This is a genomic window from Pseudomonas sp. MD330_10, from assembly GCF_042610415.1.
Lineage (GTDB): Bacteria > Pseudomonadota > Gammaproteobacteria > Pseudomonadales > Pseudomonadaceae > Aquipseudomonas > Aquipseudomonas rhodesiae.
The window spans coordinates 52,875-66,596 of the sequence record NZ_JBHGZU010000025.1; the positions used below are offsets into that span (position 1 = coordinate 52,875).

Annotated in this window: 12 protein-coding genes; 5 read left to right on the forward strand and 7 right to left on the reverse strand. The window is 59.2% G+C overall.

Features of this window, described 5'->3' with window-relative positions; translation table 11 throughout:
• Positions 1 to 221 precede the first annotated feature (221 nt).
• The 3 genes from gshA to ACFZPT_RS25235 all read right to left on the reverse strand — a co-directional run bounded on the left by gshA (position 222) and on the right by ACFZPT_RS25235 (position 4,727).
• On the reverse strand, positions 222 to 1,805 hold the full coding sequence (gene gshA, locus ACFZPT_RS25225) for a glutamate--cysteine ligase (RefSeq protein WP_034095352.1): 1,584 nt from the start codon (positions 1,803 to 1,805) through the stop codon (positions 222 to 224).
• 214 nt (positions 1,806 to 2,019) lie between these two features.
• Positions 2,020 to 2,403, reverse strand: a complete 384-nt coding sequence (locus ACFZPT_RS25230) for a PaaI family thioesterase (RefSeq protein ID WP_034095353.1) — start codon at positions 2,401 to 2,403, stop codon at positions 2,020 to 2,022.
• Positions 2,403 to 4,727: a Tex family protein gene (locus ACFZPT_RS25235; RefSeq protein WP_034095354.1), complete on the reverse strand. Its 2,325-nt coding sequence runs from the start codon at positions 4,725 to 4,727 to the stop codon at positions 2,403 to 2,405. Before ACFZPT_RS25235 ends, ACFZPT_RS25230 begins: the two co-directional genes overlap by 1 nt.
• Before the next feature lie 356 nt (positions 4,728 to 5,083).
• On the opposite strand from ACFZPT_RS25235, the gene ompR reads away from it, so the two are divergent.
• The gene (gene ompR, locus ACFZPT_RS25240; protein ID WP_034095355.1) at positions 5,084 to 5,824 is read left to right on the forward strand and encodes a two-component system response regulator OmpR; all 741 of its coding nucleotides are present in this window, start codon (positions 5,084 to 5,086) and stop codon (positions 5,822 to 5,824) included.
• 117 nt (positions 5,825 to 5,941) lie between these two features.
• Positions 5,942 to 7,255, forward strand: coding sequence for an ATP-binding protein (locus ACFZPT_RS25245; RefSeq protein WP_034095356.1), 1,314 nt, complete (start codon positions 5,942 to 5,944; stop codon positions 7,253 to 7,255).
• A 97-nt stretch (positions 7,256 to 7,352) separates the two neighbouring features.
• Here ACFZPT_RS25245 and rimK read toward each other — a convergent pair whose 3' ends face one another.
• The 3 genes from rimK to ACFZPT_RS25260 are packed head-to-tail and all read right to left on the reverse strand — an operon-like array spanning position 7,353 to position 9,530.
• Complete coding sequence (gene rimK / locus ACFZPT_RS25250; protein ID WP_034095357.1) at positions 7,353 to 8,258, reverse strand: 30S ribosomal protein S6--L-glutamate ligase; 906 nt, start codon at positions 8,256 to 8,258, stop codon at positions 7,353 to 7,355.
• Positions 8,255 to 8,737 carry an ATP-dependent zinc protease gene (locus ACFZPT_RS25255; protein ID WP_005783815.1) on the reverse strand — a complete coding sequence of 161 codons (483 nt, stop codon included), beginning with the start codon at positions 8,735 to 8,737 and terminating at the stop codon, positions 8,255 to 8,257. Before ACFZPT_RS25255 ends, rimK begins: the two co-directional genes overlap by 4 nt.
• A 13-nt stretch (positions 8,738 to 8,750) precedes the next feature.
• Positions 8,751 to 9,530 carry an EAL domain-containing protein gene (locus ACFZPT_RS25260; RefSeq protein WP_034095358.1) on the reverse strand — a complete coding sequence of 260 codons (780 nt, stop codon included), beginning with the start codon at positions 9,528 to 9,530 and terminating at the stop codon, positions 8,751 to 8,753.
• Positions 9,531 to 9,646: 116 nt separating this feature from the next.
• Between ACFZPT_RS25260 and ACFZPT_RS25265 the strand changes: the two genes are divergently transcribed.
• Positions 9,647 to 10,054, forward strand: a complete 408-nt coding sequence (locus tag ACFZPT_RS25265; RefSeq protein WP_034095359.1) for an RNA-binding S4 domain-containing protein — start codon at positions 9,647 to 9,649, stop codon at positions 10,052 to 10,054.
• 28 nt (positions 10,055 to 10,082) lie between these two features.
• Here ACFZPT_RS25265 and ACFZPT_RS25270 read toward each other — a convergent pair whose 3' ends face one another.
• Entirely contained in the window at positions 10,083 to 10,886 is an 804-nt protein-coding gene (locus tag ACFZPT_RS25270; protein ID WP_099312103.1) for a phosphatase PAP2 family protein, read from the reverse strand.
• A 103-nt stretch (positions 10,887 to 10,989) separates the two neighbouring features.
• Here ACFZPT_RS25270 and hslO point away from each other — a divergent pair, with 103 nt between their 5' ends.
• Positions 10,990 to 11,892, forward strand: coding sequence for an Hsp33 family molecular chaperone HslO (hslO, locus tag ACFZPT_RS25275; RefSeq protein ID WP_099312101.1), 903 nt, complete (start codon positions 10,990 to 10,992; stop codon positions 11,890 to 11,892).
• Between the two features lie 179 nt (positions 11,893 to 12,071).
• Positions 12,072 to 13,613, forward strand: a complete 1,542-nt coding sequence (locus tag ACFZPT_RS25280) for a phosphoenolpyruvate carboxykinase (RefSeq protein ID WP_034111322.1) — start codon at positions 12,072 to 12,074, stop codon at positions 13,611 to 13,613.
• Positions 13,614 to 13,722 lie beyond the last annotated feature (109 nt).

Here is a 13,722-nt window from a genome sequence, read left to right on the forward strand (position 1 = left end):
GGCCGAGGCTCGGCGTGAGAGGAGACTAAATGATCTAAGAATCGAAAAATAAATAACTTTTTCGAATTAGCTTATGTGGGTAAGGGTGAAGCGAACCTTGAGCTTGATTGGGGTAAATGTGGGATGAGGCTTGCCCCCGATGGCGGTAGTTCAGCCACTGGTGGGTTGACTGGCCCAGTACAATCGGGGGCAAGCCCCCTCCTAATGGACCGAGTTCGGTCTTAGTTACTGATCGCCAGAATACTCGCCTGGTACGAGCCGACAAACACGTCGAAATCGCCCACTTCGTTCTGCTCCAGTTCCGCCTGCTGCGCCAGCGATGTGCGTGCCAGCTCCTCAAAACGTGCCTGCTCTTCAGCCGGCAACGGCTCGCGGCGGAAGTATTCGGCGTGCACTTCGCTCTGATGCAGCGAGAACTGCGCGAAACTCTCTTTGCGCTCGGCCATCGCCGCCAGCACCTGGGCCGACGGTGTCAGGGACGGGTCATTGACCTTGGCCAGTTGGGCGTCCAACGCGTGACTGTGTTCGGTGATGCCGTGGCTTTCATCGAGCAGGGCGGCCAGCGGAGCGATTTGTTCCAACAATTCGGTGGCCCATTCCTTCATGTCCACGGCCTGGCCCTGACGCTGCAATTGCAGGCCCGGACGGCGGCCCTCCTTGACCACGCTGAGGAAGTTGGAGGTGGCGTTGCTGCACTCGTTGTTGGCGAACAGCGGGCTCTCGTTGAGGGCGCAGTACAGCAGGAACGCGTCAAGGAAGCGCGACTCCGGCAGGTCGATGCCCATCGGCAGGAACGGGTTGATATCCAGGCAACGCACTTCGATGTACTGGATACCCCGCGCCATCAGCGCCTGGATCGGCCGTTCGCCGGTGTAAGTCACGCGCTTGGGGCGGATGTTGGAGTAGTACTCGTTTTCGATCTGCAGGATGTTGGTGTTGAGCTGCACCCACTCACCGTCCTTATGCGTGCCGATTTCGACGTACGGCGCGTAGGGCGTTGCCACCGCTTTGCGCAGGCTGTCGGTGTAGCTTGCCAGGTCGTTGTAGCAGGGCGTCAGGCCGGCCTGGGCGTTACTCTGGTAACCCAGGTCACTCATGCGCAGGCTGGTGGCGTAAGGCAGATACAGGGTGTCGGCGTCGAGTACTTCCAACTGGTGCGAACGTCCGCGCAGGAACCCGGCATCCAGGGCCGGCGAAGCACCGAACAGGTACATCAGCAGCCAGCTATAGCGGCGGAAATTGCGGATCAGCGCAATATACGCGTCGGACTGGAAGTCGCGATCAGTGCCGACATAGCCCTCGTCTTGCTTGAGCAGCGGCCACAATTTTTCCGGCAGCGAGAAGTTGTAGTGGATGCCGGCGATGCACTGCATGGTCTTGCCGTAACGCAGGGCCAGACCCTTGCGATACACATACTTGAGTTGTCCGATATTGGAGGTGCCGTAGTAGGCAATCGGAATATCTTCTTCGGCCGGCAATGGGCACGGCATCGAAGGACTCCACAGGTATTCGCTGCCCAGCTTGGTGTAGGCGAACCGATGGATTTTTTCCAGGCTGCTAAGGGTATCGGCCGGGTTGGGTAGGGCTGGGGTGATGAACTCCAGCAGCGATTCCGAGTAGTCAGTGGTGATCTGTTCGTGGGTCAACGCAGCGCCCAGGGCTTCGGGGTGCGGCGTCTGTGCCAGGCGACCTTCACCCGTGACACGTAGGCATTCGCGCTCGATGCCGTGCAGGCACTGCTCTAGCAGGGAGAGGTGTTCGCGCTTGCCGAGCAGGGCCAGGCGGCGGTTGAGAAGTTCGCTCAAGTTGGATTCCTTCACGCGTCAGTCGCCCCAATATGGGGGTGGGCAGGACGGTCTACAAGGGTGAAGTTAAAACTGGCGTGATCGCCTGGTTTTGAGTCAAGTTGACCCGCTTTGAAAAAGCCTACTTCATTCCATGAATTGGGCTATAGCACAGCGAGAAAATTCCGACGCTGTTTCAGCAGCGCCGAAATTAACTCAAATCGAGGGTGGGGAGCTATAGGACAGCGAACGTGCCCTGTGCTTTTGCGACAAGTCTTTCGCCTTGGTACACATCCGCCTCGACCACCAACGTGCGCCGGCCGGCGTGAACGATGCGGCTGGTGCACAGCACCTCACCGTCTTCCACGGCGCGGATGTAATTGATCTTGCATTCGATGGTCGCGCTCTGCTGGTCGAAACCATGGGAGCTGGAGCAAGCCAATCCCATGGTGATGTCCACCAGACTGAAAATCGCCCCGCCATGCAGCTTGCCCGCGCGGTTGCGCAGATGCGGCTCCAGGCTCAGGGCCACCTCGGCAACGCCCTGCTCCAGGCGTTGCAGGCGGCAGCCGATCAGTTCGCTGAACGCGCTCTGGGTCAAGCCGGCCGGGATCTCCATCAACGCTTCTTCAACTGTTTGGCATTGGCGAACAGCGAGGCCATGGCGTTGTTGCTAGGCGCCGCGGTGGTGGTTTCCTTGCGCGGTGCGCTGTTCTGCGACTGACGCGGCGCCGAGCCAGGACGAGCGCCCCGCGCGCCATCGATTTTTTCACCGGGGGTGTCGCTCATACGCATCGACAGGCCAACGCGTTTGCGCGGGATATCCACTTCCATGACCTTGACCTTGACCACGTCACCGGCCTTGACCGCTTCGCGCGGGTCCTTGATGAATTTCTCCGAAAGCGCGGAGATATGCACCAAACCGTCCTGATGCACGCCGATATCTACAAAGGCGCCGAAGTTGGTCACGTTGGTCACCACACCTTCGAGGATCATGCCCAGTTGCAGGTCCTTGAGGTCTTCGACACCGTCCTGGAACTCGGCGGTCTTGAACTCGGGACGTGGGTCGCGGCCCGGTTTTTCCAGTTCTTGCAGGATGTCGGTGATAGTCGGCACGCCGAAGGTTTCGTCGGTGTACTTCTTCGGGTCCAGGCGCTTGAGGAACGCGGCGTCGCCAATCAGCGAGCGGATGTCGCGGTCGGTCTCGGCGGCAATGCGCTGCACCAGCGGGTAGGCTTCCGGGTGGACCGCCGAGGCGTCCAGTGGGTTGTCGCCGTTCATGACGCGCAGGAAACCGGCAGCCTGCTCGAAGGTTTTTTCGCCCAGGCGCGCGACTTTTTTCAGCGCGGCGCGGGTTTTAAAGGCGCCATTTTCATCGCGGTGGTTGACGATGTTCTGCGCCAGGGTGGCGTTGAGGCCGGAAATCCGCGCCAGCAGCGCCACCGAGGCGGTGTTGACGTCCACGCCCACGGCGTTCACGCAGTCTTCGACGACCGCGTCCAGTCCGCGTGCCAGCTTCAACTGCGACACGTCGTGCTGGTACTGGCCGACGCCGATGGATTTAGGGTCGATCTTCACCAGTTCGGCCAGCGGGTCCTGCAGGCGACGGGCAATGGACACCGCGCCACGGATCGACACGTCCAGGTCCGGGAATTCCTTGGAGGCCAGCTCCGATGCCGAGTACACCGACGCACCCGCTTCGGACACCATGACCTTGGTCATCTTCATGGCTGGGTATTTTTTGATCAGTTCGGCGGCCAGTTTGTCGGTTTCACGGCTCGCGGTGCCGTTGCCGATGGCAATCAGGTCTACCGAGTGCTTGGCGCACAGGGCGGCGAGGATCGCAAGCGTCTGGTCCCACTTGTTATGCGGCACATGCGGATACACGGTCGCGTGGTCCAGCAGCTTGCCGGTGGCGTCCACCACCGCGACCTTGCAACCGGTGCGCAGGCCCGGATCGAGCCCCAGGGTAGCGCGCGGGCCGGCCGGGGCGGCCAGCAGCAGGTCGTGCAGGTTGTGGGCGAACACGTTGATCGCTTCGGTCTCGGCGCCGTCGCGCAGCTCGCCGAGCAGGTCGGTTTCCAGGTGGGTGTAGAGCTTGACCTTCCACGTCCAGCGCACGACTTCACTGAGCCACTTGTCCGCAGGACGGTTCTGATTCTGGATGCCGAATTGTTGACCGATCATCCCTTCGCACGGGTGCATGGTGCCCGGCAGTTCGTCGCCGACTTTCAGCGCGGAGCTGAGAATACCTTCGTTGCGGCCACGGAAAATGGCGAGGGCACGGTGGGAAGGCATGCTCTTGAGCGGTTCGTCGTGTTCGAAATAGTCACGGAACTTGGCGCCTTCTTCCTCCTTGCCGGCGATTACGCGAGCGCTGAGGATGGCTTCTTGCTTCAAGTAGTTACGCAGTTTTTCCAGCAGGCTGGCGTCTTCGGCGAAGCGCTCCATCAAGATGTACTTGGCGCCTTCCAGCGCGGCCTTGGTGTCGGCGACGCCTTTTGCGGCATCGACAAAGCGCGCGGCTTCGGTTTCCGGCGTCAGGGACGGGTCGTTGAACAACCCATCGGCCAATTCGCCGAGGCCGGCTTCCAGGGCGATCTGGCCCTTGGTGCGGCGTTTCTGTTTGTAGGGCAGGTAAAGGTCTTCGAGGCGGGTCTTGGTGTCCGCGAGCTTGATGTCGCGCTCCAGTTGCGGGGTCAGCTTGCCCTGTTCCTCGATGCTGGCGAGGATGCTGATGCGCCGTTCGTCGAGTTCTCGCAGGTAGCGCAGGCGCTCTTCCAGATGCCGCAGTTGGGTATCGTCGAGGCTGCCGGTCACTTCTTTACGGTAACGGGCGATGAAGGGCACCGTGGAGCCTTCATCCAGTAGAGCGACGGCCGCTTCGACCTGTTGTGGGCGTACACCGAGTTCCTCGGCGATGCGGCTGTTGATGCTGTCCATAAAACCACCTGAAATTCTGAAAAGCAGCTCGGGAGCCCGGTAAACAAGGCGTTGCGAGGCTAGTTGAGCGGCCCGACCGGCGCCGCTGCCTGGGTCAAGAGGCAGCCTATTGACCCTCGAAATCGAAAAAATCGCGACAAACCTGTGAAAAAACCCGGCAGTAAACGGTAACGATCTGACGTTGCCCTGCACGACGGCGCGGCATTATAACCAGCGTTCTGCTCTTGGGGGGTACTGTGCCGGAGGGGTGTAGGGCGCGGGTTCGCTGGCAGTAGAGGAAAAATCTGCTAACAATGCACACGGTGCGTATAACGGCAGCTACGCCATAATGCGCGCCGAGATAAGAGGAGCATCCAATGAGCAGCACTGCACAAACTGCTGAAGGCGAAAAAATTCTCATCGTTGATGACGATCCGGGGCTGAGCAGCCTGCTGGAGCGTTTCTTCAACTCCAAGGGCTATCGTGCCCGCGCGGTACCGAACACCGAGCAAATGGACCGCCTTCTGGGGCGCGAAGTCTTCAACCTGGTCGTGCTCGATCTGATGCTTCCCGGCGAAGATGGCTTGACTGCGTGCAAGCGTCTGCGCGGCGCCAACAACCAGATTCCAATCATCATGCTCACCGCCAAGGGCGATGAGCTGAGCCGCATCAAGGGCCTCGAACTGGGCGCCGATGACTACCTGGCCAAGCCTTTCAACCCTGACGAGTTGATGGCGCGTGTCAAAGCTGTACTGCGTCGCCAGGCGCCAGCGGTGCCGGGTGCTCCGGGTAGCGAAGATGAAAGCGTGACCTTTGGCGATTACGAGCTGTCGCTGGCGACCCGCGAACTCAAGCGCGGTGATGAAGTGCACATGCTGACCACCGGCGAATTTGCCGTGCTGAAAGCGCTGGTGATGAACGCCCGCCAGCCGCTTACCCGTGACAAGTTGATGAACCTGGCCCGTGGTCGCGAGTGGGATGCCTTGGAGCGTTCCATCGACGTGCAGATCTCCCGTCTGCGCCGGATGATCGAACCGGACCCGTCCAAGCCGCGCTATATCCAGACAGTGTGGGGCGTGGGTTACGTGTTCGTGCCGGATGGCACCGCTACCAAGTGACCGATGATTTGCAGAGGTGGGCATCCCGGCATTTGACCCCGTAAAGGTCGACGGGATGCTCGGCGTCTGCAATTCTGCGAGCGCCGCTCATTCTTGCAAGGTGTCCAGCTGTCCTCTATGAAAACCCCGTTGTGGTTCCCGCAAAGTTTCTTCTCCCGCACCCTCTGGCTGGTGCTGATCGTCGTTCTGTTTTCCAAGGCACTCACGCTGGTTTATCTGCTGATGAACGAGGATGTGCTGGTGGACCGGCAATACAGCCACGGCGTTGCTCTTACACTGCGTGCCTATTGGGCCGCTGACCCAGAGAATCGCGAGAAAATCGCCAAGGCTGCCACCCTGGTGCGTGTGGCCGGCGCCGGTGTGCCGGAAGGCGAGCAGCATTGGCCCTACAGCGAGATTTACCAGCGTCAAATGCAGGCCGAATTGGGCAAGGACACCGAAGTGCGGCTGCGCATGCATGTGTCACCGGCGTTGTGGGTGCGTGCGCCAAGCCTGGGTGAGGATTGGCTGAAAGTGCCGCTGTATCCGCATCCATTGCGCGGGCAGAAAATCTGGAACGTATTGGGCTGGTTCCTGGCCATCGGCTTGCTTTCGACGGCGTCCGCGTGGATCTTCGTGCGTCAGCTTAACCAACCGCTGAAGCGCCTGGTGTTCGCTGCCCGGCAGTTGGGCCAGGGCCGCAGTGTGCGACTGCCGGTGAGTGACACACCCAGTGAAATGACGGAGGTATACGGCGCCTTCAACCAGATGGCGGAAGACGTCGAACAGGCCGGTCGCGAACGCGAGTTGATGTTGGCGGGGGTGTCCCACGATCTGCGCACACCTTTGACACGCCTGCGCCTCTCCCTGGAGTTGATGGGCAACCATACGGACCTGACGGATGACATGATCCGGGACATTGAGGACATGGACGCCATCCTCGATCAGTTCCTGGCATTTATCCGTGACGGCCGCGATGAGGTGGTCGAACAAGTCGATCTCACCGATCTGGTGCGTGAGGTCGTCGCCCCCTATAACCAAAATGGCGAACAGGTACGCATGCGCCTGGAACCGATCCAGCCGTTCGCGCTGCGGCGGGTGTCGATGAAGCGCCTGTTGAACAACCTGATTGGCAACGCCCTTCATCACGCCGGTACGGATGTGGAAGTGGCGGCGTACGTGTCCGGCGATAGCGCTGCGCCTTATGTGGTGCTGAGTGTGATGGACCGCGGCACCGGCATTGATCCTGCTGAGCTGGAAGGCATCTTCAACCCCTTTACCCGAGGTGATCGTGCGCGCGGAGGCAAAGGGACAGGCTTGGGCTTGGCGATTGTGCGGCGGATTGCGTCGATGCATGGCGGCAATGTCGAGCTGCGCAATCGCGAGGGAGGCGGGCTGGAGGCGCGGGTGCGGTTGCCGCTTGGGCTGATGTTGCCTAGAGACGCGGTATAAAAACAGCGGCAAGTTTCGAAGCTTAAAGCCGCAAGCAAAAGGCAGACAGCTTTTGCCCTTTCTTGCAGCTTATAGCTTGAAGCAAACAGCTGCGTCTCTAACCCTTGCCCTTGGTCCTGGTCATATTCGGCCCGCCATTCTTTTCCAGATGCTGAATGATGATCCCCGCCACATCCTTGCCCGTGGTGGTCTCGATCCCTTCCAGGCCGGGTGAGGAGTTCACTTCCATCACCAGCGGGCCATGGTTGGAACGCAAAATATCCACGCCTGCCACCGCCAGGCCCATCACCTTGGCTGCTCGTAGCGCGGTCATGCGTTCTTCCGGAGTGATTTTGATCAAGCTGGCGCTGCCGCCACGGTGCAGGTTGGAGCGGAATTCCCCCGGCTTGGCCTGGCGTTTCATCGCCGCGATGACTTTGTCACCCACCACGAAGCAGCGAATATCCGCACCGCCGGCTTCCTTGATGTACTCCTGCACCATGATGTTCTGCTTGAGGCCCATGAAGGCTTCGATCACCGACTCGGCTGCGGTGGCGGTTTCACACAGCACCACGCCGATGCCTTGGGTGCCTTCCAATACCTTGATCACCAGCGGTGCGCCGTTGACCATTTCGATCAGGTCCGGGATGTCGTCGGGGGAGTGGGCAAAGCCGGTGACCGGCAAGCCGATGCCTCGGCGCGACAACAATTGTAGAGAACGCAGTTTGTCCCGTGATCGAGCAATGGCGACCGATTCATTCAGTGGAAATACGCCCATCATTTCAAACTGGCGCAAGACCGCGCAGCCATAGAAGGTCACCGACGCGCCAATGCGTGGGATGACCGCGTCGAAACCCTCCAGAGGCTTGCCCCGGTAGTGAATCTGCGGCTTGTGGCTGGCAATGTTCATATAGGCACGCAACGTGTCGATCACCACCATTTCATGGCCACGTTCGGTGCCGGCTTCGACCATGCGGCGGGTGGAATACAGACGCGGGTTTCGCGACAGCACAGCAATCTTCATGCAGCACCTGGGGCAGAAATAGTAGAGACCGGGAACACCGGCTTGTCTTGAACATACTTGACGCCGGGATTGACCACCAATTGGCCGTCAATCAGCGCCTTGGAACCCAGCAACAGGCGGTAACGCATGGCTTTGCGGCAGGCCAGGGTGAACTCCACCCGCCATACCCGATCACCCAACGCCAGCGTGGTGCTGATCACATAGCGCACCTGTGCATGGCCGTTGGAGCTTTTGATGGTTTTCATCGTCACCAAGGGCGCTTCGCAGCGACGATGGCGCAATTGCACCACGCTGCCCAGGTGCGCGGTGAAGCGCACCCATTTTTCACCGTCGCGTTCGAACGGCTCTATGTCGGTGGCGTGCAGACTGGAGGTGCTGGCGCCGGTGTCGATCTTCGCGCGCAGGCCTGCCACGCCCAGGTCGGGAAGGGCCACCCACTCACGCAGACCCACAACGGTCAAATGATCAAATGTCTTCAATATGGCTAACCGCTCAATTCGCCCAGGCCTGGGAGGGAATCTTGGCCAAAGCATTGAATGCGGGCCTGGCGAACCAATAGCCCTGCATCAGAAATATTCCACAGTCGGACAGGAAGTCTCGCTCACCAGCACTTTCGATGCCTTCGGCGATGACAGTAACCCCCAACTGCTCACAGATTGTGACAATCCCCCGGACGATTACCTGGCGAACACGATCCTTGTCGACATCGCGAATCAGCGCCATATCGAGTTTGATCAAGTCAGGTTGGAAATCGGCCAGCAGGTTCAGCCCCGAATAGCCCGCGCCGAAATCATCGATGGCGGTCTTGAAGCCGAATTCCCGATATTCACGCAGAATATTCGTCAAATGGCGATAGTTATCTACATGCTCGCTTTCCAGTGTCTCGAAAATCAGCTGGTTCAGCGGAAAATTGTGCGCGCGAGCCGCTTCGAGTGTGCTGCGGATACACAACTCCGGACGGTACACGGCATTAGGCATGAAGTTGATTGAAAGATGAGTTTGCATCCCCAGCGCAGCGGCCCCGGCAATTGCCTGGGTCCGGCAGCGCTGGTCGAAGCGGTAACGGTTGCTTTCGTTAACCTGTTGCAGCACCGAGAGCGCCCCTTCTCCGTTGACGCCACGCACCAGCGCCTCATTGGCAAAAATCGAATGGTCCCTAAGGTCTACGATAGGCTGGTAGGCGAACGCAAAATCGAACCCCAAAGGTTCGCTCTGCTGGCAGCCCACGCACCGTTGACCCGGCGAGGTGAGTGAAAGGGGAAAGTCGGTCACGGCGTATCCTCGCGAAAACGGGGTGCTACCTGGCGTATCTTAGGCGAGCCTTGGGATTTATGCGTCGAAGGGTTTCAACGGTAAAGTTGCGACATTTTTCAGAGAGAGGAATTCAAGTGGCTCAAAAGCAGGAAGAGGAAGACAAGGTCCGCTTGGACAAGTGGCTATGGGCGGCGCGCTTCTATAAAACCCGCGCCTTGGCCAAGGCTGCTATTGAAAGCGGCAAAGTGCATCACCGAGGGGAACGCTGCAAGCCGGGTAAAGAGCCGCGTGTTGGCGATGAGTTTGAGATTCGTACGGGGTTTGATGAAAAGACCATCGTGGTCCAGGCATTGTCGATCGTGCGTCGCGGTGCACCTGAAGCCCAGACGCTGTACGTCGAAACCCAAGCCAGCATCGCCAAGCGCGAACAAGCGGCGGCGATGCGCAAGGCCGGGGCGTCAGGCCTGACTACTGACGGTAAACCGAGCAAGAAGCAACGCCGCGACCTGTTTAAGTTTCGCGGCAGTGGCAATGACGATTGATTGCGGCAATCACACTGTCAGCGCGGCGTTAAGTGAAGGTCCGCATGACGCTCAGTCGACCGAGCACGGGCAGTTTGCCAAATAATCCGAAGATCGGTGCTGTTACCCGCAGCAGTACCCCGGACACCTTCGCGGCAAAAGGCGTGTAATAACCCCAACCCAAGGCCAGCAGCGCCAGTAGCACTCCACCGATGTAATCGTCCTGACCCCAATGCGCGCCGGCGACCAGGCGCGGCATCATGAACAGCAGCGCCAAGCCCCAGATCACCAGCACTTGGCCGATGCGTTTGGCAAACACGCTCATGAACATCCCCCAGATCAATAGCACCGACGCGTGATCGCCTGGGAAGCTCTGGCTGGAGCGATCCTTCAACTCCCAGGTTTTTTCCAGCCCTGGGAAATAGTCGCTCATCTGGATAGCGCCGCTGATCATCATCGACGGGCTGCTGTGTTGCCAGCCCATCTGCGCTGCGAGTTTGGAAAACAGCATGCGAATAAACAGTAGCAATAGCAGGATGCTGAAGAACCCGAAAAACGCCTGGCGAACCTGCACGGCTTTAAACACCCAATCGCCACGAATCAACAGCGCCAGCAGAATCACCCCGACCACTGCATCGAACGGTCGCAAACTCGCTACGGCCCACACATGCAGCCAGGCTGAACTTGTGGCCAGCGGGTCATTGAGCAGATGAAATAGCCATTCGTCGAAAACCACGCACAGCATCTGCCCCGTGGGCCATAGCCAAAAGCACAGCAGCCCGATAGCGAGTAGATTGCAGAGCGCCCAGCCCCCGAGGTTCCACCTGGCTTGGAACAAACCCGGATTGTTCATAAACTGTTCCTCTTCGCTCTGTAAAATCGCACCAGTTTGGTGCCAAAGCGTTTAATTTTATAAACTTTGTAACCATTTTGTCATCACTTCAGATATCCGACCTATGACTGATTTGCCGCATACAGACTTCACCCAACGCTTCATCTTCGACGACAGCGACGCTCGCGGCGAACTGGTGTCGCTGGAACTCAGCTATGCCGAAGTCCTTGCCAAACACGCCTATCCAGAGCCGGTCGCGCAATTGCTCGGCGAGCTGATGGCCGCGGCGGCGCTGCTGGTGGGGACCATGAAATTCGACGGTTTGCTGATCCTGCAGGCGCGCTCCGACGGCCCGATTCCGCTGCTGATGATCGAGTGTTCCAGCGAGCGCGATATTCGTGGTCTGGCCCGCTACGAGGCCGAGTTGATCGCCCCGGACGCGAGCTTGTCCGACCTGATGCCCAACGGCGTATTGGCGCTCACCGTCGACCCGACCGAAGGCCAGCGTTACCAGGGGATTGTCGACCTTGACGGTAAAACCCTGTCGGAATGCTTCACTAACTATTTCGTGATGTCGCAGCAAGTTGGCACCAAGTTCTGGCTCAACGCGGACGGCAAGCGCGCCCGCGGCATGCTGTTGCAGCAACTGCCGGCAGATCGCATCAAGGACGAAGACGATCGCGCGGAAAGCTGGCGCCACACCATCGCCCTGGCCGACACGTTGAAAGCCGAAGAGTTACTTGGCCTGGACAACGAAACCATCCTGCATCGCCTCTACCATGAGGAAGAGGTGCGGTTGTTCGATGCACAAAGCCTGCGCTTCCATTGCAGTTGCTCCCGCGAGCGTTCGGGCAATGCCTTGGTCAGCCTGGGCCTGCACGATGCGCAAAATCTTGCGGTGGAGCATGGCGGTAAGGTGGAGATCGACTGCCAATTCTGCAATCAGCGCTACCTATTCGATGCCGCCGATATAGCCCAATTGTTCGCTGGCGCAGGCGTCGATACCCCTTCCGGTACCCGTCACTAAAACGTTTAAGTACAGGTAAATCACCTGTGAATCGCCGGATAAGCGCTGTTCTGACGGGAGGGCCCTACTCTTTTTGGGCTTTTCTGGCATAATCCGGCCCACTTTTTTCGCGGTAGTAGTGCGCAACTTTCTACTACAAAACGTTTGGAGCACTCGGCCATAGGCCGACGGGGAACCTCATGACGCAAGCCAATAACGCCGTATACACCGATCTGAGTGTTGACGATCTGGTCAAAGAAGCCCTGCAGCGCGGTGAAGGCGTGCTTGCCGATACTGGCGCGCTGGTCGTAGAAACCGGGCACCGCACCGGCCGTTCGCCAGTCGATCGTTTCATCGTTGAAGAGCCTTCCACTCAGGACGCCATCGCCTGGGGCCCGATCAACCGCAAGTTCCCAGCTGACAAATTCGACGCTCTGTGGGCTCGCGTCGAGGCGTTCAACAACGCGCAAGAGCATTTCGTTTCCCACGTTCATGTAGGTGCTTCCGAAGCTCACTACCTGCCGGTGAAGATGACCACCCAGACTGCTTGGCAGAACCTGTTCGGTCGTTGCCTGTTCATCAACCCGGCGAAATACAACCCGGCGGGTCGCGACGAATGGCAAGTGCTCAACGTGGCCAACTTCGAGTGCGTGCCGGAGCGCGACGGCACTAACTCCGACGGTTGCGTGATCCTCAACTTCGCCCAGAAAAAAGTGCTCATCGCGGGTATGCGTTACGCCGGCGAAATGAAGAAAGCCATGTTCTCGGTGCAGAACTTCCTGCTGCCGGCCGCCGACGTACTACCGATGCACTGCGCCGCCAACATCGGCGAAGCAGGCGACGTGACCCTGTTCTTCGGCCTGTCGGGCACTGGTAAAACCACCCTGTCCGCCGACGAAAGCCGTTACCTGATCGGTGACGACGAACACGGCTGGGGCGAGGGCGTAGTGTTCAACATCGAAGGCGGTTGCTATGCCAAGTGCATCGACCTGTCCGAGAAGAATGAACCGGTCATCTGGAAAGCTATCAAGCACGGTGCCGTGTTGGAAAACGTGGTGATCGACGATGCCAAGCACGCCGACTACACCAACGTGAGCCTGACCCAGAACAGCCGCGCCGCTTACCCGTTGGAGCACGTTGCCAAGCGTTCCGAGAAGAACCTGGGCGGCGAGCCTAACGCGGTGATCTTCCTGACCTGCGACCTGACTGGCGTACTGCCGCCAGTGTCGATCCTCAGCGAAGAACAAGCGGCCTATCACTTCCTGTCCGGCTACACCGCGCTGGTGGGCTCCACCGAAATGGGTTCGGGCAGCGGCATCAAGTCCACCTTTTCCACCTGCTTCGGTGCGCCGTTCTTCCCACGTCCGGCCGGCGAATACGCAGAGCTGTTGATCAAGCGTATCCGCGGTTTCGGCTCCAAGGTTTACCTGGTCAACACCGGCTGGACCGGCGGGGGCTACGGCGTTGGCAAGCGCTTCAACATCCCGACCACCCGCGGCGTGATCGCAGCGATCCAGAGCGGCGCGTTGGTCGGTGCTGAAACCGAACATCTCGACACCATCAACCTCGACGTGCCATTGGCCGTACCGGGCGTTGAAACCGGCCTGTTGAACCCACGTAACACGTGGGCTGACAAAGCCGCTTACGATGAAGCAGCGAAGGCCCTGGCTGGTCTGTTCATCGAGAACTTCAAGAAGTTTGAAGTGAGCGATGCGATCAAGGCTGCGGGTCCGAAGTTGTAAGATTCGGGAACTGTGAAAAAGCCGCCCCTTGTGGGTAATGCCAGTCAGTTAAGCTGACTGGCATTTTTATTTCTGATCGGATACTTCGGTGATTTCAGCCGAATCGTCC

Bases quoted from the DNA above. Each gene is read 5' to 3' on its own strand.
- ACFZPT_RS25245 (WP_034095356.1), top strand. From the start codon at position 5,942: ATGAAAACCCCGTTGTGGTTCCCGCAAAGTTTCTTCTCCCGCACCCTC.
- hslO (WP_099312101.1), top strand. From the start codon at position 10,990: ATGACTGATTTGCCGCATACAGACTTCACCCAACGCTTCATCTTCGAC.
- ACFZPT_RS25230 (WP_034095353.1), bottom strand. From the start codon at position 2,403: ATGGAGATCCCGGCCGGCTTGACCCAGAGCGCGTTCAGCGAACTGATC.
- ACFZPT_RS25280 (WP_034111322.1), top strand. From the start codon at position 12,072: ATGACGCAAGCCAATAACGCCGTATACACCGATCTGAGTGTTGACGAT.
- ACFZPT_RS25270 (WP_099312103.1), bottom strand. From the start codon at position 10,886: ATGAACAATCCGGGTTTGTTCCAAGCCAGGTGGAACCTCGGGGGCTGG.
- ompR (WP_034095355.1), top strand. From the start codon at position 5,084: ATGAGCAGCACTGCACAAACTGCTGAAGGCGAAAAAATTCTCATCGTT.
- rimK (WP_034095357.1), bottom strand. From the start codon at position 8,258: ATGAAGATTGCTGTGCTGTCGCGAAACCCGCGTCTGTATTCCACCCGC.
- ACFZPT_RS25235 (WP_034095354.1), bottom strand. From the start codon at position 4,727: ATGGACAGCATCAACAGCCGCATCGCCGAGGAACTCGGTGTACGCCCA.